General features: G+C 72.5%; 18 protein-coding genes. 6 read left to right on the forward strand and 12 right to left on the reverse strand.

Annotation, left to right across the window (positions count from 1 at the left end; all coding sequences use genetic code 11):
• Positions 1-194: 194 nt before the first annotated feature.
• From mmsA to iolC, 4 genes are read right to left on the reverse strand one after another with little or no spacing between them, the layout of a single operon-like run.
• Complete coding sequence (mmsA, locus tag OG361_RS14225; protein WP_405853649.1) at positions 195-1,706, reverse strand: CoA-acylating methylmalonate-semialdehyde dehydrogenase; 1,512 nt, start codon at positions 1,704-1,706, stop codon at positions 195-197.
• A gap of 14 nt (positions 1,707-1,720) precedes the next feature.
• The gene (iolD, locus tag OG361_RS14230; protein ID WP_405853650.1) at positions 1,721-3,574 is read right to left on the reverse strand and encodes a 3D-(3,5/4)-trihydroxycyclohexane-1,2-dione acylhydrolase (decyclizing); all 1,854 of its coding nucleotides are present in this window, start codon (positions 3,572-3,574) and stop codon (positions 1,721-1,723) included.
• Positions 3,571-4,407 carry a 5-deoxy-glucuronate isomerase gene (gene iolB, locus OG361_RS14235; protein WP_405853651.1) on the reverse strand — a complete coding sequence of 279 codons (837 nt, stop codon included), beginning with the start codon at positions 4,405-4,407 and terminating at the stop codon, positions 3,571-3,573. The genes iolD and iolB overlap by 4 nt, the downstream gene beginning before the upstream one ends.
• A gap of 9 nt (positions 4,408-4,416) precedes the next feature.
• A complete protein-coding gene (gene iolC, locus OG361_RS14240) occupies positions 4,417-5,364 on the reverse strand; it encodes a 5-dehydro-2-deoxygluconokinase (RefSeq protein WP_405862249.1) in 948 nt (315 codons plus the stop codon).
• 195 nt (positions 5,365-5,559) lie between these two features.
• Here iolC and OG361_RS14245 point away from each other — a divergent pair, with 195 nt between their 5' ends.
• Together OG361_RS14245 and OG361_RS14250 are read left to right on the forward strand one after the other, a co-directional pair.
• Positions 5,560-6,480 carry a sugar phosphate isomerase/epimerase family protein gene (locus OG361_RS14245; RefSeq protein WP_405853652.1) on the forward strand — a complete coding sequence of 307 codons (921 nt, stop codon included), beginning with the start codon at positions 5,560-5,562 and terminating at the stop codon, positions 6,478-6,480.
• A 262-nt stretch (positions 6,481-6,742) separates the two neighbouring features.
• Positions 6,743-6,940 carry a helix-turn-helix transcriptional regulator gene (locus OG361_RS14250; RefSeq protein ID WP_405853653.1) on the forward strand — a complete coding sequence of 66 codons (198 nt, stop codon included), beginning with the start codon at positions 6,743-6,745 and terminating at the stop codon, positions 6,938-6,940.
• Between the two features lie 7 nt (positions 6,941-6,947).
• Here the strand turns inward: OG361_RS14250 and OG361_RS14255 are convergent, their stop codons facing one another.
• From OG361_RS14255 to OG361_RS14270, 4 genes are read right to left on the reverse strand one after another with little or no spacing between them, the layout of a single operon-like run.
• Positions 6,948-8,261: a hypothetical protein gene (locus OG361_RS14255; RefSeq protein ID WP_405853654.1), complete on the reverse strand. Its 1,314-nt coding sequence runs from the start codon at positions 8,259-8,261 to the stop codon at positions 6,948-6,950.
• 44 nt (positions 8,262-8,305) lie between these two features.
• Positions 8,306-9,607: a hypothetical protein gene (locus tag OG361_RS14260; RefSeq protein WP_405853655.1), complete on the reverse strand. Its 1,302-nt coding sequence runs from the start codon at positions 9,605-9,607 to the stop codon at positions 8,306-8,308.
• Between the two features lie 33 nt (positions 9,608-9,640).
• Positions 9,641-10,966 (reverse strand): tachylectin-related carbohydrate-binding protein, encoded by a 1,326-nt coding sequence (locus OG361_RS14265; RefSeq protein ID WP_405853656.1) that lies wholly within the window; start codon positions 10,964-10,966, stop codon positions 9,641-9,643.
• A 30-nt stretch (positions 10,967-10,996) separates the two neighbouring features.
• The gene (locus OG361_RS14270; RefSeq protein WP_405853657.1) at positions 10,997-13,342 is read right to left on the reverse strand and encodes an MMPL family transporter; all 2,346 of its coding nucleotides are present in this window, start codon (positions 13,340-13,342) and stop codon (positions 10,997-10,999) included.
• A gap of 165 nt (positions 13,343-13,507) precedes the next feature.
• On the opposite strand from OG361_RS14270, the gene OG361_RS14275 reads away from it, so the two are divergent.
• Positions 13,508-14,179: a TetR/AcrR family transcriptional regulator gene (locus OG361_RS14275; protein WP_405853658.1), complete on the forward strand. Its 672-nt coding sequence runs from the start codon at positions 13,508-13,510 to the stop codon at positions 14,177-14,179.
• On the opposite strand, the gene OG361_RS14280 is transcribed toward OG361_RS14275, so the two are convergent.
• Positions 14,157-15,371 (reverse strand): cation:proton antiporter, encoded by a 1,215-nt coding sequence (locus tag OG361_RS14280; protein ID WP_405853659.1) that lies wholly within the window; start codon positions 15,369-15,371, stop codon positions 14,157-14,159. The two genes, OG361_RS14275 and OG361_RS14280, sit on opposite strands and share 23 nt — an antisense overlap.
• A 209-nt stretch (positions 15,372-15,580) precedes the next feature.
• On the opposite strand from OG361_RS14280, the gene OG361_RS14285 reads away from it, so the two are divergent.
• The gene (locus tag OG361_RS14285; protein ID WP_384558336.1) at positions 15,581-15,805 is read left to right on the forward strand and encodes a heavy-metal-associated domain-containing protein; all 225 of its coding nucleotides are present in this window, start codon (positions 15,581-15,583) and stop codon (positions 15,803-15,805) included.
• Between the two features lie 74 nt (positions 15,806-15,879).
• The gene (locus OG361_RS14290) at positions 15,880-18,168 is read left to right on the forward strand and encodes a heavy metal translocating P-type ATPase (RefSeq protein ID WP_405853660.1); all 2,289 of its coding nucleotides are present in this window, start codon (positions 15,880-15,882) and stop codon (positions 18,166-18,168) included.
• A 550-nt stretch (positions 18,169-18,718) separates the two neighbouring features.
• Here the strand turns inward: OG361_RS14290 and OG361_RS14295 are convergent.
• Together OG361_RS14295 and OG361_RS14300 are read right to left on the reverse strand one after the other, a co-directional pair.
• Complete coding sequence (locus OG361_RS14295; RefSeq protein ID WP_384577627.1) at positions 18,719-20,008, reverse strand: citrate synthase; 1,290 nt, start codon at positions 20,006-20,008, stop codon at positions 18,719-18,721.
• A 179-nt stretch (positions 20,009-20,187) separates the two neighbouring features.
• Positions 20,188-22,413, reverse strand: a complete 2,226-nt coding sequence (locus OG361_RS14300; RefSeq protein WP_405853661.1) for an ATP-dependent RecD-like DNA helicase — start codon at positions 22,411-22,413, stop codon at positions 20,188-20,190.
• A 110-nt stretch (positions 22,414-22,523) separates the two neighbouring features.
• Between OG361_RS14300 and OG361_RS14305 the strand changes: the two genes are divergently transcribed.
• Positions 22,524-23,000, forward strand: coding sequence for a DUF937 domain-containing protein (locus OG361_RS14305; RefSeq protein WP_405853662.1), 477 nt, complete (start codon positions 22,524-22,526; stop codon positions 22,998-23,000).
• 204 nt (positions 23,001-23,204) lie between these two features.
• Here the strand turns inward: OG361_RS14305 and OG361_RS14310 are convergent, their stop codons facing one another.
• Positions 23,205-23,978, reverse strand: coding sequence for a sugar phosphate isomerase/epimerase family protein (locus tag OG361_RS14310; RefSeq protein WP_405862251.1), 774 nt, complete (start codon positions 23,976-23,978; stop codon positions 23,205-23,207).
• Positions 23,979-23,995 lie beyond the last annotated feature (17 nt).

Below are 23,995 nucleotides of genomic sequence, written 5' to 3' on the forward strand. Positions count from 1 at the left end.
TGCGGCACTGCGGCCCCGAGGGGGAGGCCCCCGACCTCCTGGAGTCGTACGGGAAGCGGCGCCGTACACCAGACGCGGTATGCCGCTCCGGGGGCCGACCTCCACCGCACCCGGGTGCGCGGGCCACGAGGACGGCCCCCGGGCGCGGTGTCGTGCGCGCTCCGGGGGCCGTACTCGGTCGGGTGGGCCGGGTGTCAGTGGTTGCGCGGGAAGCCCAGGTCCACGCCCGCCGGGGCGTCGGACGGGTCCGGCCAGCGGGTGGTGACGACCTTGCCGCGCGTGTAGAAGTGCACGCCGTCGTTGCCGTAGATGTGGTGGTCGCCGAAGAGCGAGTCCTTCCAGCCACCGAAGGAGTGGTAGCCCACCGGCACCGGGATCGGCACGTTGACGCCGACCATGCCGGCCTCGACCTCCATCTGGAAGCGGCGGGCCGCGCCGCCGTCACGGGTGAAGATCGCGGTGCCGTTGCCGAAGCGCGAGCCGTTGATGAGGGCGAGGCCCTCCTCGTACGTCTCGGCGCGCAGCACGCAGAGCACCGGGCCGAAGATCTCGTCCTGGTAGGCCGTGGCCGTGGTCGGCACGTGGTCCAGGAGGGACAGGCCGATCCAGTGGCCGTTCTCGTGGCCCTCGACCGTGTAGCCGGTGCCGTCGAGGACGACCTCGCAGCCCTCGGCCGCCGCGCCGGTGACGTAGGAGGCGACCTTGTCGCGGTGGACGGCCGTGATGAGCGGGCCCATCTCGGAGGTCGGGTCGTTGCCGGGGCCGATCTTGATCTTCTCGGCGCGCTCGCGGATCTTGTCGACGAGCTGGTCGCCGATGGAGCCGACGGCCACGACCGCCGAGATCGCCATGCAGCGCTCGCCGGCGGAGCCGTACGCCGCCGAGACGGCCGCGTCGGCCGCCGCGTCGAGGTCGGCGTCCGGGAGGACCAGCATGTGGTTCTTGGCGCCGCCGAGCGCCTGGACGCGCTTGCCGTTGGCGGAGGCGGTGGTGTGGATGTGGCGGGCGATCGGGGTCGAGCCCACGAAGGAGATCGCGGAGACGTCCGGGTGCTCCAGGAGCCGGTCCACGGAGACCTTGTCGCCGTTCAGGACGTTGAAGACACCGTCCGGGAGGCCCGCCTCGGCGAGCAGCTCGGCGACCTTCAGGGCCGGCGACGGGTCCTTCTCGCTCGGCTTGAGGATGAAGGTGTTGCCGGTCGCGATGGCGATCGGGAACATCCACATCGGCACCATGGCCGGGAAGTTGAAGGGCGTGATGCCCGCGACGACGCCCACCGGCTGGCGGATCGAGGCCACGTCCACCCGGTTCGACACCTGGGTGGAGAGCTCGCCCTTGAGCTGGACGGTGATGCCGCAGGCCAGGTCGACGATCTCCAGGCCGCGGGCGACCTCGCCGAGCGCGTCCGAGTGGACCTTGCCGTGCTCGGCGGTGATCAGCTCGGCGATCGCGTCGCGGTTGGCGTCGAGCAGCGCGCGGAACTTGAAGAGGATGGTGGTGCGCTGGGCGAGGGACGAGGTGCCCCAGGTCGCGAAGGCGTCCTTGGCGGCGGCGACGGCGGCGTCCACCTCCTCGACGGAGGCGAGCGCGACCCGGGTGGTCACGGCGCCGGTGGCCGGGTCGGTGACCGGGCCCCAGTTGCCCGACGTGCCCTCGACGGCCTTGCCACCGATCCAGTGGTTGACAGTCTTGACGGTGTTCGTCATGACGAAATGCTCCTTCAGAGATGGCGGCGTCGGGCGGTGACGTGCCGGTCGTACTCCTCGCGGGCCTTGACCGCCGACGGGCGGGTCGAGGTCTCGGCCACGGGCACATCCCACCACGCCTGGGCCGGGGGCGGGCCCGACACTGTGTCTGCCGTTTCGGTCTCGACGTAGACACATGTGGGAACCGTCGTGGTCCGTGCGTCCGCGAGGGCTTCTCGCAGGTCACGCACGGTGCGGGGACGCAGCACCCGCATACCGAGGGAGGCGGCGTTGGCCCCGAGGTCGAGGGGGAGCGGTGGTCCCGTGAAACCGCCCTCCGCGTCCCGGTGGCGGTAGTCGGTGCCGTACCGCTCGCCGCCGACGGCCTCCGAGAGGCCGCCGATCGAGGCGTAGCCGTGGTTCTGGAGGATGATCAGCCGCAGGGGCAGCCGCTCCTGCACGGCGGTGACGATTTCGGTGGGATTCATCAGATAGGTACCGTCGCCGACGAGCGCCCAGATGGGTCGGCCGGGCGCGGCGAGCAGGACGCCGAGGGCCGCGGGGATCTCGTAACCCATGCAGGAGTAGCCGTATTCGACGTGGTACTGGTCCGTGGAGCGGGTCCGCCAGAGCTTGTGGAGGTCGCCGGGGAGCGAGCCGGCGGCGTTGATCAGGATGTCGCTGCCGTCGACCAGGGTGTCGAGTACGCCGAGGACCTGGGCCTGGGTGGGCCGGGCGTCCTCGTCGGGGACGGCGTAGGCCGCGTCGACCCGCCGCTGCCAGTCCCGCTTGGCGGAGCTCCACTCCGGCGCGGACCGCCGGTGGTCGCCGAGCGCCTCCGTCAGGGCGGTGAGGCCTTCGCGGGCGTCGGCGACGAGCGGCAGCGCGCCCATCTTGTGGGCGTCGAAGCCGGCGATGTTGAGGTTGACGAAGCGGGCGCCTGCTGGGAAGAGGGTGCCGGAGGCGGTGGTGAAGTCGGTGTAGCGGGTGCCGACGCCGATGATCAGGTCGGAGTCCGCGGCGAGGGCGTTCGCCGTGGCGCTGCCGGTGTGGCCGATGCCGCCGGTCTCGCAGGGGTGGTCGTACGGCAGGACGCCCTTGCCGGCCTGGGTGGTGGCGACGGGGATACGGGTCCGCTCGGCGAGGGTGCGCAGGGCGTCCTCGGCGCCGCTGTACCGGACCCCGCCGCCCGCGACGATCAGCGGGCGGCGGGCGGCCTTGATCGCATGTGCGGCGGCGTCGAGTTCGGCGGTGTCGGGGCGGGGTCGGCGGACCCGCCAGACCCGCTCGGCGAGGAACTCCTCCGGCCAGTCGTACGCCTCCGCCTGGACGTCCTGGGGCAGCGCGAGGGTGACGGCGCCGGTCTCGACGGGGTCGGCGAGGACCCGCATGGCGGCGAGCGCGGCCGGGATCAGCGCCTCGGGGCGGCCGATCCGGTCGAAGTACCTCGACACCGGGCGCAGGCAGTCGTTGACCGACACCTCGCCCGCGTGGGGGACTTCGAGCTGCTGGAGGACGGGGTCGGCGGGGCGGGTGGCGAAGGTGTCGCCGGGGAGGAGCAGGACCGGCAGGTGGTTGACGGTGGCGAGCGCCGCGCCGGTGACGAGGTTGGTGGCGCCGGGGCCGATGGAGGTGGTGACGGCGTGCGCGGAGAGCCGGTTCGACTGGCGGGCCCAGCCGACGGCGGCGTGCACCATGGCCTGTTCGTTGCGGCCCTGGTGGAAGGGCATGAGTGCGGGGTCCTCGACGAGGGCCTGGCCGATCCCGGCGACGTTCCCGTGGCCGAAGATGCCCCAGGTGGCGGCGATCAGCCGCTGTCTGGCCCCGTCGCGCTCCGTGTACTGGGCGGCGAGGAAGCGGACGAGGGCCTGGGCGACGGTCAGCCTCATACGTATCCCTCCGCGTGGTCCGGGTGGAAACAGATCTTCCACTCCCGCTCGGGTCCGGGGCCCGCCATGACGTTGAGGTAGTAGAGATCGTGACCCGGCTGGGCGATCGAGGGCCCGTGCCAGCCGTCCGGTACGAGGACGGCGTCGCCGTCCCGGACCTCGGCGAGGAGCTCGGCGCCGCCGGGCCGGGAGGGCGAGATCCGCTGGTAGGCGAGGCCGTGGGGGCCGGCGATCTCGTAGTAGTAGATCTCCTCCAGGACGGATTCGGCGCCCGGGCGGTGCTCGTCGTGCTTGTGCGGCGGATAGGAGGACCAGTTGCCGCCGGGGGTGACGACCTCGACGGCGATCAGCCGGTCGCAGTCGAAGGCGCCGGCCGCGGCGAAGTTCCGCACCCGGCGGGCGCGGTTGCCGCTGCCCCGGGTCTCGACGGGAACCTCCGGCGCGGGGCCGTAGCGGGCGGGGAGTCGTCGCTCGCACTTCGCTCCTGCCAAAGCGAAGCGGCCCCCCGCGCCGGAGGCGATCTGGGCGTGGGCGTCGCGCGGTACGTAGGCGAAGTCGGTCACGCCCGCGAACACGCTTTCGCGGCCGAGGAGTTCGATGATCTCGCCGTCGAGGCGCACGCTACAGGCACCGGCGAGGGGAAGCACGGCCCATTCGGAATCCCCGGTCTCGAAGGAGTGGGTCTCCCCCGGTCCGAGGGTGAGGACGCGGAGGGCGGAACGCTCCCAGCCGGCCAGGTCGGGGCCGATGCGGAGCGCGTACGGCCCGTCGGCGGCGGTCCCGGAGGGCAGGTGAAGTCGGCTTGTTCGAGAGGGGTCGGGCGCGGGGTTCATGGCGGATCCCTACCCCCGTTCCGGGATCGTTCCCGTGCCCGCCGCGAGCGCCTCGGCGATCTCCGCCTCGCGGGGCATGGCGGACGAGCAGGCGAGGCGGCCCGCGACGATCGCGCCGGCGGCGTTCGCGTGGCGCAGGGTCCGTTCGAGGTCCCAGCCGGCGAGGAGGCCGTGGACGAGGGCCCCGCCGAAGGCGTCGCCCGCGCCGAGGCCGTTGACGACCTCGACGGGCAGCGGCGGCACCTCGGCGGCCGTCCCGTCGGCGGCGAGCGCGAGGACCCCCTTGGGGCCCTGCTTGACGACGGCGAGCCGGACCGCGCCGGTGGCGAGCAGGGCGCGGGCGGCGGCGTGCGGTTCGCGCTCCCCGGTGGCCACCTCGCACTCGTCGAGGTTGCCGACGGCGACGGTCGCGTGGCGCAGGGCCTCGGCGTAGTACGGGCGGGCCTCGGCCGGGTCGGTCCAGAACACGGGCCGCCAGTCCAGGTCGAGGACGGTCACCTCCCGGCCGGCCCGGGCCCGCAGCGCCGCCAGGGTCGCCGCGCGGCTCGGTTCGGCGCACAGGCCGGTGCCGGTCGCCCAGAAGACCCGGGCGGCACGGATCGCGTCGAGGTCCAGCTCGTGCGGGTGGATCTCCAGGTCGGGGGCGCTGGGCCGGCGGTAGAAGTAGAGGGGGAAGTCGTCGGGCGGGAAGAGCTCGCAGAAGGTGACGGGGGTGGGGTGGGCCTCGACCTCGGTCACCCAGCGGTCGTCCACGCCGAAGCCCCGGAGGTCCCGGTGGAGGGCGGCGCCGAAGGGGTCGGCCCCGGTGCGGGAGACGAGCGCGGTGCGGCGGCCGAGCCGGGCGGCGGCGACGGCGACGTTGGCCGGGGAGCCGCCGAGGAACCTGCCGAAGGTCTCGACCCGGTCGAGCCCGACACCGCTCCGCAGCGGGTACAGGTCCACGCCGAGGCGCCCCATGGTGATCAGGTCGTACGGCTCCGTCTGCACACGCCACCTCTCGCGTCGGCCGCCCTCGGCCCCGCACCCAGGTCTAGCCGTCCGCCCGGAGGCGTGTCAACGATATGTCCGGACATTCTGACGCCTGGCCGATCGCCTCGCCCGCTCGCCCCGCCCGCTTGACGCTGCTCTCCGGCCCCGGAGAAGGTGGCAGGCATGACGAAGCCGCCGAAGCCGTCGTTGTCGCCGTCCCGTATCCGCATCGGCTCCGCCCCGGACTCCTGGGGGGTGTGGTTCCCCGACGATCCCCGGCAGGTGCCGTGGCAGCGCTTCCTCGACGAGGTCTCCGGCGCGGGCTACGAGTGGATCGAGCTCGGGCCGTACGGCTATCTGCCCACCGATCCGGCCGTCCTCGCGGAGGAGACCGCGCGGCGCGGGCTGCGGGTCTCGGCGGGGACGGTCTTCACGGGGCTGCACCACGGCCCGGCCGTCTGGGACCGCACCTGGGCGCACGTCGCCGAGAACGCGGCCCTCGCCCAGGCCGTGGGCGCGGGCCATCTCGTCGTCATCCCGTCCTTCTGGCGGGACGACCGGACGGGCGAGGTCCTGGAGGAGCGCACGCTCACCGCCGAGCAGTGGCGGGATCTGACCGGTCTGACGGAGCGTCTGGGGCGGGAGGTGCGGGAGCGGTACGGGCTGCGGCTCGTCGTCCATCCGCACGCCGACACCCATCTCGACGGCGAGGAGAGCGTGACGCGCTTCCTCGACGCCACCGACCCGGAGGCCGTCGCGCTCTGTCTGGACACCGGGCACTACGCGTACGCCGGCGGGGACAGCGTGAAGCTGATCGAGACCTACGGGGAGCGGATCGGCTACCTCCACCTCAAGCAGGTCGACCCGGAGGTCCTGGCCCGGGTGGTCGCCGAGGAGGTGCCGTTCGGCCCGGCGGTGGCGCGGGGCGTGATGTGCGAGCCGCCTTCCGGGGTGCCCGACCTCGAACCGGTGCTCGCCGCCGCGCGGGCCCTGGACGTGGACCTCTTCGCGATCGTCGAGCAGGACATGTACCCGTGCGATCCGGACGCTCCGTACCCGATCGCGCTGCGCACCCGGCGCTTCCTTCGCTCCTGCGGCGTGTGACCGGCGCATACCGGTCTGACCTGGGGTGACGCACGCGGACACACCGTTGTCCGTGTGCATCACTTCCGTCACACAGGTCCCTCCCCGGTCACGCGTATCTCCGTTACGCGGGTGTTCCGTCACAGGCGCTCGACAGCCGCTCTCCTCCTGGCGGCAGGGGTCGTTCAACGGGCACAGGCTCAGTGATCACCAAAGCCCGCCCGCAGCGCCCCCGAACGGCACCCCCTGCCGCCGCTGCGCGGTGCGCAGGGAGGTACCAGGCATGACGGACAGAAGTCTCTGGTCGTACAAGGACATCGCCGCGCACATCCGGGTCCAGCCGGACACGGTCCGTTCCTACCGGAAGCACGGTCTCCTCCCGCCCCCCGACCAGGTCGAGTCGGGCAAGCCCTACTGGTACGCGGACACGATCCGCGCCTGGGTCGCCGACCGCCCCGGCAACCGGGGCCGCCGCGAGTGACGACGGGTCAGACGAGCGTGTCGTAGATGTTCCAGCCCCAGCCCGCCGGGCGGGGACGGTACGGGTCGGAGTTCCCGTTCCACCGGTCGACCCCGTAGACGAACAGCTTGCCGTCCGCGGTCCGGGCGGCGAGGGAGGGGTCGTCGAGGGCGAGCCCCATTCCCGTGAGGGCCGTGTACCGGTTCCAGCCGCCGCCGACCTCGCGGCGGGGCTCGAAGGGCGCGGACGGGTGCCAGTCGTCCGACTTCTCGTACCGGAACTGCCGGCCGGTCGCCGTGTGGGCGACCAGGCCGTCGCCGAAGGAGGCGATGGCGGTGTACGCGTTCCAGCCGCCGCCGACCCGGACGCGGGGGCGGAACGCCCGCGGGCCCGGGGAGGTGTTCCGCCCCTCGTAGAACCAGAGGACCCCGTCCCGGTCGCGGGCGACGAGGTCACCGCCCGGCAGGCCGACGATGCTCGTGTAGACGTTCCAGCCGCCGCCGACCCGCACGCGCGGCTTGAAGGGCGCGTCCACCTGGCGGTTGCCGTCGTAGTACCAGAGCACGCCGTTCCGGTCGCGGGCCACCAGGTCGCCCTCGTTGCGCTCGGCGGTGGTGCGGTCGAGCTTGGTGATCGCCGTGTAGACGTTCCAGCCGCCGCCGACCCGCTTCCGCTTCGCGAGCGGCGCGTCGGCGCTTCCGGTGGCGTCGTACTGCCAGAGCACGCCGTCGCGGTCCCGGGCGTGCAGCGACGACCTGTGCCGGGCCGAGATGGCGCCGGGGACGATGTCGAGGGCCACGTCCCCCCGCGCGACCGGGCCGGTCGCGTCATGGAGTTCGAGGGTGGCGGAGAGGCGGGAGAGCCACTCCATGCCTTCGGTGACGTCGACGGTGATGTCGTAGGTGACGGTCGAGGAGCCGGCGGGCACCTCGGCGGCGGGCAGGTCGAGGATGAGCCAGGTGCCGTCGACCGCCTCCGGGTCGGGCGAGGACCAGGCGCAGGGCGCGGACGTTCCGCCGTTCACCGAGCAGGTGGAGGTGAACTGCTCGCCCGGGCGGGACCACGTGTCCCCCTCCGCCTTGAAGCTGACCCGCGCGGCGCGCAGGGGCCCCGTGACGCCGGACGGCAGCGTGACGGTGAGCCGGGTGGTGACCGGACCCCCGCCGGCGGGCACGGTCAGCGGACCGCCCTCCTGCACGATCGTCCCCGGTTCGACGGCGGCCTCGGCCTCGCTCGCGGGCGGCGCGGTGGCCGGGGCGGGCGCGGGGGTGGCGGCCACCAGGGTGGTCGCGACGGCGAGGACGGCTCCCGTCGCGACCAGGACTCTTCGCAGCTGTCTCATGGCATTCTCCAGTTCCGTCGGTGCCGTGGGTTCCGTCGGGCCGGTCAGAGGAGGGCGTCGTAGATGTTCCAGCCCCAGCCGACCCGCTTCCTGTTGGGTCCCGGGGGCGCGTAGTAGGTGCCCTCGTACGTCCAGAGGTAGCCGTCCCTGTCGCGGGCCACGAGGTCCGGCGGACCGAGGCGCCCGAGCTCTCCGGTGCCCACGAGGCCGGAGTAGACGTTCCACCCGCCGCCGACGCGCACGCGCGGCGCGAGCGGTACGGCGGGGTCGCGCGGGTTGCCCTGCCGGTAGAGCCAGAGCACTCCGCTCGTGTCCCTGGCCACGAGGCCGTCGCCGAGCGCGGTCATCGCGGTGTAGGCGTTCCAGCCGCCGCCGACCCGGACGGGCGCCTTGAAGGGGGCTGCGGGCGGGGCCTGGTGGGAGCGCGCGTAGTGCCAGAGGACACCGGAACGGTCCCGGGCGAGCAGCCCTCCGGGCGTGCCGGTGAGGGAGGTGAAGGCGTTCCAGCCGCCGCCGACGCGGACGCGCGGCCAGTACGGTGCGGCCGGGTCGCCCGAGCCGGAGTAGTACCAGAGGGTGCCGGCGCCGTCCCGGGCGACGAGGTCGCCGCCGCCGTCCGCCGTCGAGGGGCCGAGCTTGGTGAGCGCCGTATAGACGCCCCAGCCGCCGCCGACCCGCGTGCGGGGCTTGAAGGGCGCCTCGTCCTTGCCCGTCCCCTCGTACTGCCAGAGCACGCCGCTCCGGTCGCGGGCGTGCAGCACCGTGCGCCGGTAGGCCTCCGGGGTGCCGTCGACGAACTGGAACTCGACCGGTCCGTCGGCGAGTTTCTCGCCCGCCGCGGTGACCGAGACGGTGCCCCAGGCGGGGACGCCCACGGAGCCGTACGTGGCCGCGTCGACCCGGACGGCGTAGGTGAGGGTGGGTGCGGCGGTCGTCGTCGGGAGTTGGGTGTAGGGGTGCTCCCCGTCATGGGGGCCGTTGAGCGGGCACGGTGTGAACGGCCCGCCGTTCACGGAGCACGACCAGGTGAGGTAGGAGAGCCAGCCGGGCCGTTCGCTGTCCCACCATTCGAGGTTCGCCCAGTCGATCCGGGCCGACACCTGTCCGGTGGCACCGGCCGGGAGGGTGGCAAGGAGGTAGCTGGTGACGGGTCCCTCCTCGCCCGCGGGGACGACGACGGTGCCATCCCGCTGGACGACGGTGCCGGGCTCGGGCGCCGCGGCGGCCGGGTCCGGGGTGGGCGCCGTGAGGGGCGCGGCGAGAGCCTGCGCCCCTCCGGCGGCCGGGGGGATCAGAGCGGCGAGCAGAACACTCGCCGCGACCAGAAACGTACGGGTGTTTCTCATGGATCCCCCTTGAAGAGGTGCCGATCAGAGGTGTCAGATCACCGTCTTGTAGATGCTCCAGCCCCAGCCGATCCGGGTGCGGAGCGAGCTGGGCGCGTAGCCGAAGCCGGAGGGCCTGGCGTCGTAGGCCCAGAGGTCGCCGTTGGTGCCCCGGGCGATGAGCTCGGTGTGGGTCCCGGCGCCGAGTTCCTTCGTTCCCGCCAGGGTGTTGTAGATGTTCCATCCGCCGCCGACCCGCCAGCGGGCCTCGAACGGCCGCGCCGCCGACGTGGAGGTGGTCCCGTTGTACTTCCAGAGCACACCGGCCGCGTCGCGGGCGACCAGGCCGTCGTCGAAGGCGGCGATCTGCGTGTAGACGTTCCAGCCGCCGCCGACGCGCACGCGCGGCTTGAAGAGGCTGATGCCCTCTTCGTCCGACCGCTCGAAGTTCCAGAGGACGCCGTCCTTGTCGCGGGCGACGAGGCCCCCCTCTCCGTTGGAGGCGAGGGACGTGTACTCCTGCCACCTGCCGATCTGGTCGCCGGAGGTGCGCCTGGCCGGCTTGAAGGGGGCCGCGGGGTTGCCGGAGCCCTCGTAGTACCAGAGGTGGCCGTTCTTGTCCCGGGCCACCAGGTCGCCCGTGCCGGCCGCGGTCGCGCGGTTCAGCGGGACGATCCGGTCGTAGACGTTCCAGCCGCCGCCGATCCGCTTGCGGGGCGTCAGGGTCCGGTCGGCCTTGCCCGTGGCCTCGTACCGCCAGAGGACACCGTCCTTGTCGACGGCGTGCACGGCGCCCAGCAGGGACGCGGCCGAGGTGCCCGCGACGACGTCGACTCCGACCGTGCCCCGGGCCACGACGGTCCCGCTCGCGTCCTTCAGCTCGACGGGCGCTTCGAGGGAGCCGATCCAGGCGAGCTCCTCCGGCAGGTCGATCGTGACGGCGTAATCGAGGGTGGCCGAGGCTTCCACGGCGGGCAGGTCGAGCACGACCCGGGCCGGCCCGCCGTCGTCGGAGAGGGTCGTCCCCTGCCAGGCGCAGGCCGCGAACGCCCCGCCGCCGACCGAGCACGTGGACACGATCCGGGCCGCGACCCGGTAGTCGGTCCAGCCGGCGGGCGGCCAGTTGGTGATGGGCAGGGTGACGCGGGCCTTCACCGGCCCCGTCACCCCGGCCGGCAGCGTCGCCTTGAACCGCAGCGTCACCGGCCCCTCGACGCCCGCCGGCACGGTCAGCCGGCCCCCCTCCTGGACCACCGTGCCGGGCTCGGCAGTGGTTCCGGCCTGGACGGCCACCGGTGCGGCGACGGCCGCCGCTCCCCCGAGCGCCACCGGTGCGATTCCGGCGGCGAGGGCCGTCGCCAGGACCAGGCCTGCACGCATACGCGTCATGAACTCCCCCAAGAATTCAGCTCATTGACGTGAGAAAGTGGTTTCCCCCCACTTCTCTGACACCTCTTCGACATCCGAAGCGGCCGAAGGGTTGTACGTGTCCGACTCGCTGATTCCGAAGCGGTCGTGGAAGCGGCGCAGCGGCGCCGGGGCCCACCAGGTGAGGCGACCGGTCAGCTTCATCACGGAGGGGACGAGGAGGCTGCGGACGACCATCGCGTCCATGAGGACGGCGAGGGCGACACCGAGGCCGAGCATCTTGGTGTTGGTGACCCGGGAGGTGCCGATGGCGACCATGACGACGGCGAGGATCACGGCGGCGGCGGTGATCAGGCCACCGGTGCGGCGCAGCCCGAAGCGCACGGAGTGCTCGTGGTCGCCGGTGGCGTCGTACTCCTCCTTGATCCGGGAGAGCAGGAAGACCCCGTAGTCCATGGAGAGTCCGAAGGCGACGCAGAACATGAGCACGGGCAGCGTGGTCTCGATGTCGCCGGTGGAGGTGAAGCCGAGGAGTCCGGCGAGGTGGCCCTCCTGGAAGACCCAGACGACCGCGCCGAACATCGCCGTGAGGCTGAGCGCGTTGAGGACGACGGCCTGGACGGGGATGAGGACGCTGCCGGTGAGCAGGAAGACGATGAGCAGGGTGGCGAGGACGACGATCGCCGCGGCCCAGGGCAGCCTCTCCGCGAGGGCGTCCTTGGAGTCGGTGAGGACGGCGGCCTGTCCGGTGACGGAGGTCTCGAAGGGGGCGGGCGCGGCCCGCAGTTCGCCCACGACCCGCTGGGCCCCGGCGCCGACGGTCTCCCCCTCGGGCACGACGGTGAAGTAGGCGTGGCCGCCGGCGCCGCCCGCGGTCACGGGGCCGTCGGCCCGGTCGACGCCGTCGAGGGCCGCGATCCGCTCGCGGTACTCCGCGTACTGGGCGGGGGTGGCGGGACCTTCGGCGAGGACGGTGATCCCGCCGCCGGGGTTGCCGGGGAAGCCGTCGCGCAGCTGGTCCTGGACGACCCGGGAGGAGGCGGTGACGGGGAGTTGGCGGTCGTCGGCGGTGCCGAACTTCACGCCGAGGAAGGGCAGTCCGAGGAGGACGAGGCCGGCCGTGGTGAGGACGGCGAAGACCGGCGCCCTGCGCATCACGAGGTCGGCGGCCCGCCCCCAGCCGCCCCCGGCGGAGGCCTCGCGGGGCGCGCGGCCGCGCCGGAGGAGGCGCCTCAGGTCCAGGGCGTTGACCCGGTCGCCGAGCAGGACGAGGGCCGCGGGGAGCAGGGTGAGGGCGGCGGTCGCGGCGAGGAGGACCACGGCGATCCCGGCGTAGGCGAAGGAGCGCAGGAAGTACTGCGGGAAGACGAGCATCGCGGAGAGCGAGACGGCGACGGTCAGCGCGGAGAACAGCACGGTCCGCCCGGCCGTCCGCAGGGTGGTGCGGACGGCGGTGTACGTGTCGGCTCCGGCCGCGAGCTCCTCGCGGTAGCGGCGGACGACGAACAGGGCGTAGTCGATGGCGAGTCCGAGGCCGAGCGCGGTCGTCAGGTTCTGCGCGAAGACCGAGACGTCCGTGAACTCGGTGATGCCGCGCAGGACCGCGTTGGTGCCGAGGATGGCGACGATGCCGACGCCGAGCGGCAGCAGGGCGGCGACGGCGCTGCCGAAGACCATGACGAGCAGGACGAGGGTGAGGGGCAGGGCGATGAGCTCGGCCCGCAGCAGGTCCTCCTGGATGATCACCTGCATCTCGTGTCGGACGGCGAGGCCGCCGCCGAGGGAGACCTCGACGGGGCCGTGCGCGCCGCGGTACTCGGGGGCGATCCGGTCCAGGACGGCGGCGGCGTCCTTCTCCTCGCCGGAGATCCGGGCGGCGATCACGGCCTGGCTGCCGTCCTCGGAGCGGAGGGCGGGCGAGCCGGTCGACCAGTAGGAGCCGACGCCGTCGACGCCCGGCTCGGCGTCGAGCCGCTCGGCGAGCTTGCGGGCCTCGGCGGCGACGGCCGGGGCGTCGACCCCGGCCTCTCCGGTGTCGACGAGGAGGAGCAGGTTGGGCTGGGAGCCGGGGAACTCCCGGGCCAGCGCTTCGGTCGCGTACGTGGACTCGGCGGCCGGGTCCTCGAAGCCGCCGCTGCCCATCCGGTCGGCGACGCCGCCGCCCGCCAGGACGGCGAGGGCGGTGAGGACGAGCGCCACGAGGAGCGTGAGGCGCGGCCGGACGGTGACGAACCGCGTCCACCCGCCGGGGCCGCGCGAGCTTCCGGGCCCGCGCGAGCCTGCCGGGCCGCCTGAGCCTCCGGGGCCGCCTGAGCCTCCGGACGTCCCTGGCCCGGCCTCCGCCGGTGTCCGGCCCCCGCCGGTCGCTGATTTCTTGACTTCGGCCATGACGCGGTGTCCCCTTCACCTGACCCGTGTGCGCGCTTCCCGGCAGGTCACATGGGTCGCCCATTGCCATAGAATGACAAACACGAGTGATCACTCGCGTTTTCCAAGAATGCGAGCGACCTCTCGTGTTTGTCAAACGTGTGTCGAGGAGAGCTGGGGACAGCCATGTCCGAGATGTCCGAGGAAGCGAAGCCGCGCCGCCGCCAGGCGCGTGGCGAGCGCCGCATCACGCAGCTGCTCCAGGCCGCCGCGAACGTCTTCTGCGCGAACGGGTACACGGCGGCCAGCACCAACGCGATCGCCCGCGAGGCACACGTCTCGCCGGGCACGCTCTACCAGTACTTCCCGAACAAGGAGGCGATCGCCGTCGAGCTCGGCGGCCGCCTCATGCACGAGATGCGCGAGGCCCACGGCCAGGCCTTCACCCCGGAGAACCTCGCACTGCCGCTGCCCGAACTGCTCGACGCGGTCATCGACCCGCTGATCGAGTTCAACTGCGCCAACCCGGTCTTCCTCGCCCTGATGCACGGCTCCGAGATCCCCGGCCGGATCGCCGAGGAGCACGACGCCCTGCACGCCTCGCTGATCGAGCGGGTCCGCCTCCTGATCGCCCACTACCTCCCGGAGAGCCCGCCCGAGGAGTGCGTCCGCATAGCCGACATGGCCTTCGCGGTCTTCAAGGGCGGCCTCGCCCTGGTCCTCGCCGCCCCCGAGGGGCCCGAGCGGGACGCCACGGTCGCCGAGCTGAAGCTCGTCCTCCTGCGCTACCTCGACCCGGTCATCGGAGGCACCCACCACGGCGGCGGCGCCGGGCTCACCACGTCTCGGAACCCCTGACCGCCTCGGAGGGCAGCACCTTCTCCCCCGCCCGCGCCCGCAGCCTCAGCGCGAGCAGCGGGAAGACGAGGACGGAGACCATGCCGGCCCCGACGAGCGCCGCCGCGTCGCCGGCCGTCAGCTCGTTGTCGTCCACGCCGATGGTCGTGATCGCGACGACGAGCGGCAGCGCCGTGGAGCCGTAGAGCACGAGACCGCCCCGGTCCGCGCGGTCGAGGTCGCGCGGGGCGAGGAACCGGATCGGGCCGCCGCGCACGACGAGGAAGAGCAGCAGGAAGACCGGCAGCAGGAGCAGGGTCCTGCCTCCGGAGAGGAGCGAGTCCAGGTCGAACTCGATCCCGGTGACGACGAAGAAGACCGGGACGAGGAAGCCGAAGCCGACGGCCTCGACCTTCTCCAGGATCTCCGGTCCCGCCTGGGGCGCGGCCCCGGTCAGGACGAGCCGGGTGATCAGCCCGGCCGCGAAGGCACCGAGCAGCACGTCGAGCCCGAGCGCCGTCGAGGCCCCCAGCATCAGGGCGAGCAGCAGGAAGACGAACCGGACGGCGAACTGGCCGCTGCTGTGCAGGGTCTTGGCGATGATCCGGGAGAACCACGGCGGGCGGGGGCGCAGCGCCCAGAGGACGGCGCCGGCCGTGAGCGCGGCGAAGACCGCGAGGAGCACGGTCGACTCGGCCGCGGCGCGCCCGCTGAGCAGCAGCGCCATCGCGATGATCGGGCCGAACTCGCCCACCGCGCCGAAGGCCATGACGACCGAGCCGAACCGGCCGTGGAGCTCGCCCGCGTCCCGCAGGACGGGCAGGACGGTGCCGAGCGCGGTGCTGGTCAGCGCCACCCCGATGAAGACGCCCTTGGCGTACCCGCCGCCCAGCAGGATCCCGGCGCCGAGCCCGAGGGCGAGGGCGGCGACCCAGGCCCAGACCGCCCGCTTGAGGGTGTCGCCGCGGACCTTGCCGAACTCGATCTCGTACCCCGCGAGGAAGATCAGCATGGTGAGGCCGAGCTCGGAGAGGCCGTCGATCAGCGCGTCCGGATGCGCCCAGCCCAGGACGTCGGGGCCGATGAGGATGCCGAGCAGGATCTCGAAGATGACCAGGGGTACGGGGAGCCGGCGTCCCACGGCGTAGGCGAGCAGCGGCGCCAGGACGGCGATCGCCATGATCAGGATGAGCGTGCTCCCCGAATGCGACATAACGGGTATTTACCATAGGATCCAGCCAGATGGCCTGCCGCCGGAGGGACTTGAAGGTCTTCCGGCGCACGAGCACCCGCCCACCACACGGACGCCCCCGCTCCCCGCGACCTCACCGGCGCGGCGCGAGCCGGCCGGGAGTGGAATTCATACCCCCTAGGGGTATAATCTCGGTTTTGTACGGCCCTGAACCCCCGAAGGAGAACGTCATGACCGCAGAGACGAAGACCGAACTCACCACCGTCTACCAGGTCAAGGGCATGACCTGCGGCCACTGCGAGGGCGCCGTCTCCAGCGAGATCTCCGAGCTCCCCGGCGTCTCCTCCGTCACGGCCGTCGCCTCGACCGGCCAGGTCACCGTCGTCTCCGCGGCCCCGCTCGACGAGGCCGCGGTGCGCGCCGCCGTCGACGAGGCCGGCTACGAGCTGGTCTGACCTGCCCCCGCGGTCAACACCTCGCAGGGTCGTACCGTTACCTGGTACGGCCCTGCTGCCCTTTGGAACCGGACATGACCTCCACGCCCACCGACACCCCCACCGAAGCCGACGCGACCGACGGCCCGGCCGCCTTCGCGAGCACCGACACGGCGGCCGTCGCGGTCACCGAGCTGACGATCGGCGGGATGACCTGCGCCTCCTGCGCCGCCCGCGTCGAGAAGAAGCTCAACCGCATGGACGGCGTGACGGCCACCGTCAACTACGCCACGGAGAAGGCACGGATCGAGCACCCCCCGTGGGTCGGCGTCGGCGAGCTGATCGCCACCGTGGTGAAGACCGGCTACACCGCCGAGGAGCCCGCGCCGCCCGAGCCCGTACGGGAGACCCCGGAATCCCCCGAGGATCCCGAGCTCGCCTCCCTGCGGCAGCGGCTGACCGTCTCCGCCGTCCTCGCCGCGCCCGTGGTCCTGCTCGCCATGGTCCCGGCGCTCCAGTTCGACAACTGGCAGTGGCTCTCCCTCACCCTCGCCTCCCCCGTCGTCGTCTGGGGCGGGCTCCCCTTCCACCGCGCCGCCTGGACCAACCTCCGGCACGGCGCCGCCACCATGGACACGCTCGTCTCGGTCGGCACCCTCGCCGCCTTCGGCTGGTCGCTCTGGGCGCTCTTCCTCGGCGACGCGGGCATGCCCGGCATGCGCCACGGCTTCGACCTCACCGTGGACCGCGCACAGGGCGCCTCCACGATCTACCTGGAGGTCGCGGCCGGGGTCGTCACCTTCATCCTGCTCGGCCGCTACCTGGAGGCCCGCGCCAAGCGGAAGGCGGGCACCGCGCTACGGGCCCTGATGGACCTCGGCGCCAAGGAGGTGGCCGTCCTGCGCGGGGGCACGGAGGCACGGATCCCGGTCGCGGACTTGCGGGCCGGCGACCTCTTCGTCGTACGCCCCGGCGAGAAGATCGCCACCGACGGCACCGTCACCGAGGGCGCGTCGGCCGTCGACGCCTCCCTCCTCACCGGCGAGTCGCTGCCGCTCGACGTCACCGAGGGCTCCGCCGTGACCGGCGGCTGCGTCAACGTCTCGGGCCGGCTCGTCGTCCGGGCCACCCAGGTCGGCTCCGACACCCGGCTCGCCCGGATGGCGAAGCTCGTCGAGGACGCCCAGAACGGCAAGGCCGAGGTCCAGCGGCTCGCCGACCGGATCTCCGCCGTCTTCGTGCCGGCGGTGCTCCTCCTCGCGCTCGGCACCCTCGTCACCTGGCTCCTGCTCACCGACGACCCGACCGCCTCGTTCACCGCCGCCGTCGCCGTCCTGATCATCGCCTGCCCCTGCGCCCTCGGCCTCGCGACCCCCACCGCCCTCATGGTCGGCACCGGCCGCGGCGCCCAGCTCGGCATCCTGATCAAGGGCCCCGAGGTCCTGGAGTCCACCCGCCGCGTCGACACGGTCGTCCTCGACAAGACCGGCACCGTCACCACCGGCCGGATGCGGCTCGTCGGCGTGCGCGTGTACGGGGGCAGTTACGGCACCGAGGGCACCGACGAGACCCAACTGCTGCGGCTCGCGGGCGCCCTGGAGCACGCCTCCGAGCACCCGGTCGCCCGCGCCGTCGCGACCGCCGCCGCCGAACGCTGCGGGGAGCTCCCCGTACCGAAGACCTTCGAGAACGTCCCCGGGCTCGGGGTGCGCGGCTCCGTCGACGGCCGGCTGGTCCTCGTCGGGCGCGCCGCCCTGCTCGCGACGGAAGGCGTCGAGGCGCCGGAGGCCCACGAGCCCGGCGCCGTCCACGTCGCCTGGGACGGGGTCGCCCGGGGCACCCTGACCGTCGCCGACACCGTCAAGGACACCAGCGCCGAGGCGGTCGCCCGGCTGCGTGGCCTGGGGCTGCGGCCGGTGCTGCTCACCGGCGACCACCGGGCGGTCGCGGAGGCCGTGGCGGCGGAGGTGGGCATCGACGAGGTGATCGCCGAGGTACTGCCCGAGGAGAAGGCCGAGGTGATCCGGCGGCTCCAGGCGGAGGGCCGGACGGTCGCGATGGTCGGCGACGGGGTCAACGACGCCGCCGCCCTGGCCACCGCCGATCTCGGCCTGGCGATGGGAACGGGCACGGACGCGGCCATCGAGGCGAGCGATCTGACCCTCGTCCGGGGCGACTTGCGGGTCGCGGCGGACGCCATCCGGCTCTCCCGCCGAACCCTGTCCACGATCAAGGGCAACCTCGGCTGGGCCTTCGGCTACAACCTGGCGGCACTGCCGCTGGCGGCGGCCGGTCTGCTCAACCCGATGATCGCGGGCCTCGCTATGGCCCTTTCGTCCGTCTTCGTCGTATCCAACAGCCTGCGCCTGCGCCACTTTTCGTGACTTGACCTACACGTGACGCACAGGACCTTCACAAAGAGATCTAGATCACAGATATTGGGGGGTAACCATCTGGGCTGTTCGCGAGTCTAAGTGGGCGATGCCGAGAACGTCTTGGGGGACGTTCATGGGATGTCTTGGGGGACGTCCCTAGGCAAGCGTTGGCCGGGGCACGTGCACCGGGGAGCTTTGAGCGGCCCTCCCGTACGTACCCCGGCAGACCGCATCGCGCCCGACCCGCGCAGCTGCTGCTGACGCCGGCAGACGCCCGGCCCGGATCCCGTGGGGGGAATCCGCACCGGGGATATGGGAAGCGCCCCGCTCGTCGACCCGTGGGGGGATCGACGGCGGGGCGCTTCTCGCTTTTTTTGGGGCTCGGTTCGCCTCCGGGGCGCTCACGCCGGTGCCGAGAGGGCGATCGTGCTCGGCCCTCCTGCGTCGGGCCTGCGCGCGTTCACCCTCTCGGCACCGACGCGCCCCTTCGGCTCACTCGCCCTGCAGCGCACCGGCCTTCATCGTGAACCGGGCGCGCCATCAGTCAACGGCGAAGCGACTAGCGGGCCTCGACCGGGACGAAGTCGCGGAGGACCTCGCCCGTGTAGATCTGGCGCGGGCGGCCGATGCGGGAACCCGGCTCCTTGATCATCTCGTGCCACTGGGCGATCCAGCCGGGCAGCCGGCCGATCGCGAAGAGCACGGTGAACATCTCGGTCGGGAAGCCCATGGCGCGGTAGATCAGGCCCGTGTAGAAGTCCACGTTCGGGTAGAGGTTGCGCGAGACGAAGTACTCGTCGGAGAGCGCGTGCTCCTCCAGCTTGAGCGCGATGTCCAGCAGCGCGTCGTCCTTGCCGAGCGCCGAGAGGACATCGTGCGCCGCCGCCTTGATGATCTTGGCGCGGGGGTCGAAGGACTTGTACACCCGGTGGCCGAAGCCCATCAGGCGGACGCCGTCCTCCTTGTTCTTCACCTTGCGGATGAAGGCGTCGACATCGCCGCCGTTGGCCTGGATGCCCTCCAGCATCTCCAGGACCGACTGGTTGGCGCCACCGTGCAGCGGGCCCCACAGGGCCGAGATGCCGGCGGAGATCGAGGCGAACATGTTCGCCTGCGAGGAGCCGACCAGACGCACGGTGGAGGTCGAGCAGTTCTGCTCGTGGTCCGCGTGCAGGATCAGCAGCTTGTCGAGCGCGGCGACGACGACCGGGTCGAGGTCGTACTCCTGCGCCGGGACCGAGAAGGTCATGCGCAGGAAGTTCTCGACGTACCCGAGGTCGTTGCGCGGGTAGACGAAGGGGTGGCCGATCGACTTCTTGTACGCGTACGCCGCGATCGTCGGCAGCTTGGCGAGCAGCCGGATCGTGGAGAGGTGGCGCTGCTTCTCGTCGAACGGGTTGTGGCTGTCCTGGTAGAAGGTGGACAGCGCGGAGACCACCGACGACAGCATCGCCATCGGGTGGGCGTCCCGCGGGAAACCGCGGAAGAAGTTCTTGACGTCCTCGTGGACCAGCGTGTGCTGCGTGATCTCGTTCTTGAAGGTCGACAGCTCGTCGACCTTGGGAAGCTCGCCGTTGATCAGCAGGTACGCCACCTCAAGGAAGGTGGAGCGCTCGGCCAGCTGCTCGATGGGGTAGCCGCGGTACCGCAGAATCCCCTGCTCACCATCGAGGTAGGTGATCGCGGATTTATAGGCGGCGGTGTTGCCGTATCCGCTGTCCAGGGTGACCAGACCGGTCTGGGCTCGGAGTTTCCCGATGTCGAAGCCCTTGTCGCCGACGGTGCTCTCGACCACCGGGTAGGTGTATTCACCGTCCGCGTACCGCAGTACTACAGAGTTGTCGCTCACGTCATCCCTCACCGACGTAGTGCCTCTTCTTCGAGGTGCCCTGACTGTCTCTACCATCCCCCATTTGGCTCAGGAGAGTGCACTCGGGGTCGACCATTGGGCCAATCGGCGGCACTCAGTGCCGCCAACCTTCATATCCTGCCCCCTTCGCCCCGGTTCCGGTAGTCCTCCGTGATCTTTCACACGAGGGCGCCACCTGTGAGCCGATGGGCCAGTGCGGTAAAGCGCCTGCCCGCGGAGACCGTGCGGACCGCCTGGGCGATCGCCCGGCGGGAGCCGACCAGGACGACCAGCTTCTTTGCGCGGGTCACGGCCGTGTACAGCAGGTTCCTCTGAAGCATCATCCAGGCGCTCATCGTGACCGGGATCACCACCGCCGGATACTCGCTGCCCTGCGAGCGGTGGATGGTGACCGCGTACGCGTGGGCGAGTTCGTCCAGCTCGTCGAAGTCGTACGGCACCTCCTCGTCCTCGTCCGTCCGCACCGTGAGCCGCTGCTCGACGGCGTCCAGGGCGGTGACGACGCCGACCGTGCCGTTGAAGACCCCGTTGGTTCCCTTGTCGTAGTTGTTGCGGATCTGGGTGACCTTGTCGCCGACCCGGAAGACCCGGCCGCCGAACCGCTTCTCCGGCAGGTCGGGGCGGGCCGGGGTGATCGCCTGCTGGAGCAGTCCGTTGAGCGAGCCGGCGCCCGCCGGGCCCCGGTGCATGGGAGCCAGGACCTGGACGTCCCGGCGCGGGTCGAGGCCGAACTTGGCCGGAATACGCCGGGCCGCGACGTCCACGGCGACCCTGGCGGCGTCCTCCGTCTCCTCCTCGACGAAGAGGAAGAAGTCCGGCAGGCCCTGGGTGAGGGGCGGGGTCCCGGCGTTGATCCGGTGCGCGTTGGTGACCACCCCGGACTCCTGGGCCTGGCGGAAGATCCGGGTCAGCCGCACGGCCGGTACGGGGCTGCCGGGGGCCAGCAGATCGCCGAGGACCTCGCCGGCGCCGACCGAGGGGAGCTGGTCCACGTCCCCCACGAGCAGCAGATGGGCACCGGGTGCCACCGCCTTGACCAGCTTGTTCGCCAGGAGCAGGTCGAGCATGGAGGCCTCGTCGACCACGACCAGGTCGGCGTCGAGCGGCCGGTCCCGGTCGTAGGCCGCGTCCCCGCCCGGCTTGAGCTCCAGGAGCCGGTGGACGGTGGAGGCCTCGGCGCCGGTCAGCTCGGCGAGCCGCTTGGCGGCCCGCCCGGTGGGCGCGGCGAGGACCACCTTGGCCCGCTTGGCGCGGGCGAGCTCCACGATCGAGCGGACCGTGAAGGACTTGCCGCAGCCGGGGCCGCCCGTCAGGACCGCGACCTTGCGGGTCAGGGCGAGCCGCACCGCCTCCTCCTGCTCGGGCGCGAGCGTGGCCCCTGTGCGGTCGGCGAGCCAGGCCAGCGCCTTGTCCCAGGCCACGTCCCGGAAGGCGGGCATCCGGTCCTCGTCGGTCCGCAGCAGCCGGCCGAGCTGCCCGGCGAGCGACAGCTCGGCGCGGTGGAAGGGGACCAGGTACACGGCGGTGACCGGCGCGCCCTCGGGGCCGGGCACCGACTCCCGTACGACCCCCTCGGGGTCCTCCGCGAGCTCGGCCAGGCATTCGATGACGAGCCCCGTGTCGACCTGGAGGAGCTTGACCGCGTCGGCGATCAGCCGCTCCTCGGGCAGGAAGCAGTGGCCCTGGTCGGTGGACTGCGACAGCGCGTACTGGAGGCCGGCCTTCACCCGGTCCGGGCTGTCGTGCGGGATGCCGACGGCCTGGGCGATCCGGTCGGCGGTGAGGAAGCCGATGCCCCAGACGTCGGCGGCGAGCCGGTAGGGCTGGTTCCGCACGACGGAGATGGAGGCGTCCGCGTACTTCTTGTAGATCCGCACGGCGATGGAGGTGGAGACGCCGACGCCCTGGAGGAAGACCATCACCTCCTTGATCGCCTTCTGCTCCTCCCAGGCGGCGGTGATGTTCCCGGTGCGCTTGGGGCCGAGGCCCGGGACCTCGATCAGGCGCCCGGGGGCCTCTTCGAGGATGTCGAGGGTGTCCAGGCCGAAGTGCTCCGTGATGCGGTCGGCGAAGACGGGGCCGATGCCCTTGATCAGCCCGGAGCCGAGGTAACGGCGGATGCCCTGGATGGTGGCGGGCAGGATCGTCGTGTAGTTGTCCACACTGAACTGCTTGCCGTACTGCGGGTGGGAGCCCCACCGCCCCTCCATCCGCAGCGACTCCCCCGGCTGGGCGCCGAGCAGCGCGCCGACGACCGTGAGGAGGTCACCGGCACCGCGCCCGGTGTCGACGCGGGCGACCGTGTACCCGCTCTCCTCGTTGGCATAGGTGATCCGCTCCAGAACCCCTTCGAGCACTGCCGGACCGCGACCCTCGTTGGACATGACCCGACCGTAGCGAAGGCCTCGGACACCCGGAGGCCGACCGGGGACGGCCTGGGGACGGCACCCGGTTCGGCGCGCCGCGAAACGGGATGAACCGTAGCGTTTCCGCCATGACTGACTCTTCTTTCCAGGACGACGTCCTGACCGAGCTCGGCGACGACCGGCTCCAGGAGATCGCCGGGCTGCTCGGCACCGACGACACCGGGGCGCGGGAGCTCGTGGGCAGTTCGGTCGCGGAGCTCTCCGGGGAGCTGCGGCAAGCGGCGGCCGAGCCGAGCAGCGCGGACGAGGTGCGGGCCGCCGTCGACGAGGTCACCTCGGCCGAGCCGCCGCTCCAGGGGGTCGCCACGCTGGGCGGCCTCGCGGCGGGCGGGTTGATGGCCGGTGTGCTCGCCAAGCTGGCCCGGCCGGCGGCGAACGCGGTCGCCAGGCGCACGGGCCTCCCGCCGGCGACGGTCGACCGCGCCGTCGACATCCTGGTCCCGGTGATCATCGCCGCCCTCACCAAGCGCGCCGCCGCGAAGAAGGGCGGCGGCGATGCCGGGCTGGGCGACCTCCTGGGCGGCGGTACGCAGCCGAGGAAGTAGCCCCACCGGGGCCACCTGCGGCCCCGCAGGACCTACGGCTGCCCGGCCCCGCACGGCCGGGCAGCCTCGCCGCGGCCCCGCCGCACCGGGGCCGGGCAGCTCGTCGGACCGCCGGTCATTCCTGGCGGTCGGACCGCAGGTCGTTCCGACGGTCGGACCGCAGATCGTTCCGACGGTCGGACCCGCCAGGAAGTGTTCCGTCGGTCAGACCGCCAGGAAGCGTTCCAGGGTCTCCTCCAGGACCTCCACGCCGTCCCGGGCCCACAGCTCGTCGTTGAAGAGCTCCACCTCGACCGGGCCCGTCCAGCCCGCCTTCTCGGCCAGCTCCGCCCAGGCCCGCAGGTCGATCGAGCCGGTGCCCAGCTGGCCCCGGCCGTTGAGGACGCCGGCCGGGAGCGGGGTGGTCCAGTCGGCGAGCTGGAAGGAGTGGATGCGGCCGGCCGCGCCCGCGCGTTCCACCGCCGCCGGGGCCCGGTCGTCCCACCAGAGGTGGTACGTGTCGACCGTGACGCCCACCTGCTCGGCCGGGAACCGTTCCGCGATCTCCAGGGCCTGGTCGAGCGTGGAGACCGCGCAGCGGTCGGAGGCGTACATCGGGTGGAGCGGTTCGATGGCGAGGCGGACGTCCCGCTCCCCCGCGTACGGGGCGAGTTCGCCGATCGCCTCGGCGATGCGGGCCCGGGCCGCCGGGAGGTCGGGGCAGGAGGGGCTCAGTCCGCCGGAGACCAGGACGAGGGTGTCGGTGCCGAGGGTCACCGCCTCGTCGATCGCCGCGCGGTTGGAGTCGAGCCAGCCCTCCGTGGTGAAGAAGCCGCCCCGGCAGAGGGTGGTGACGGTGAGCCCGGCGTCCCTGACGAGGGCCGCGGCGGCCTCGACGCCGTACTCCTGGACGGGTTCGCGCCACAGGCCCACGCCCGGGATGCCGAGGCGGACGCAGTGGGAGACCAGTTCGGGCAGGGTGAGCTGCTTGACGGTCATCTGGTTGACGCTGAAGC

This window comes from Streptomyces sp. NBC_00090, assembly GCF_045160815.1.
Taxonomy (GTDB): domain Bacteria; phylum Actinomycetota; class Actinomycetes; order Streptomycetales; family Streptomycetaceae; genus Streptomyces.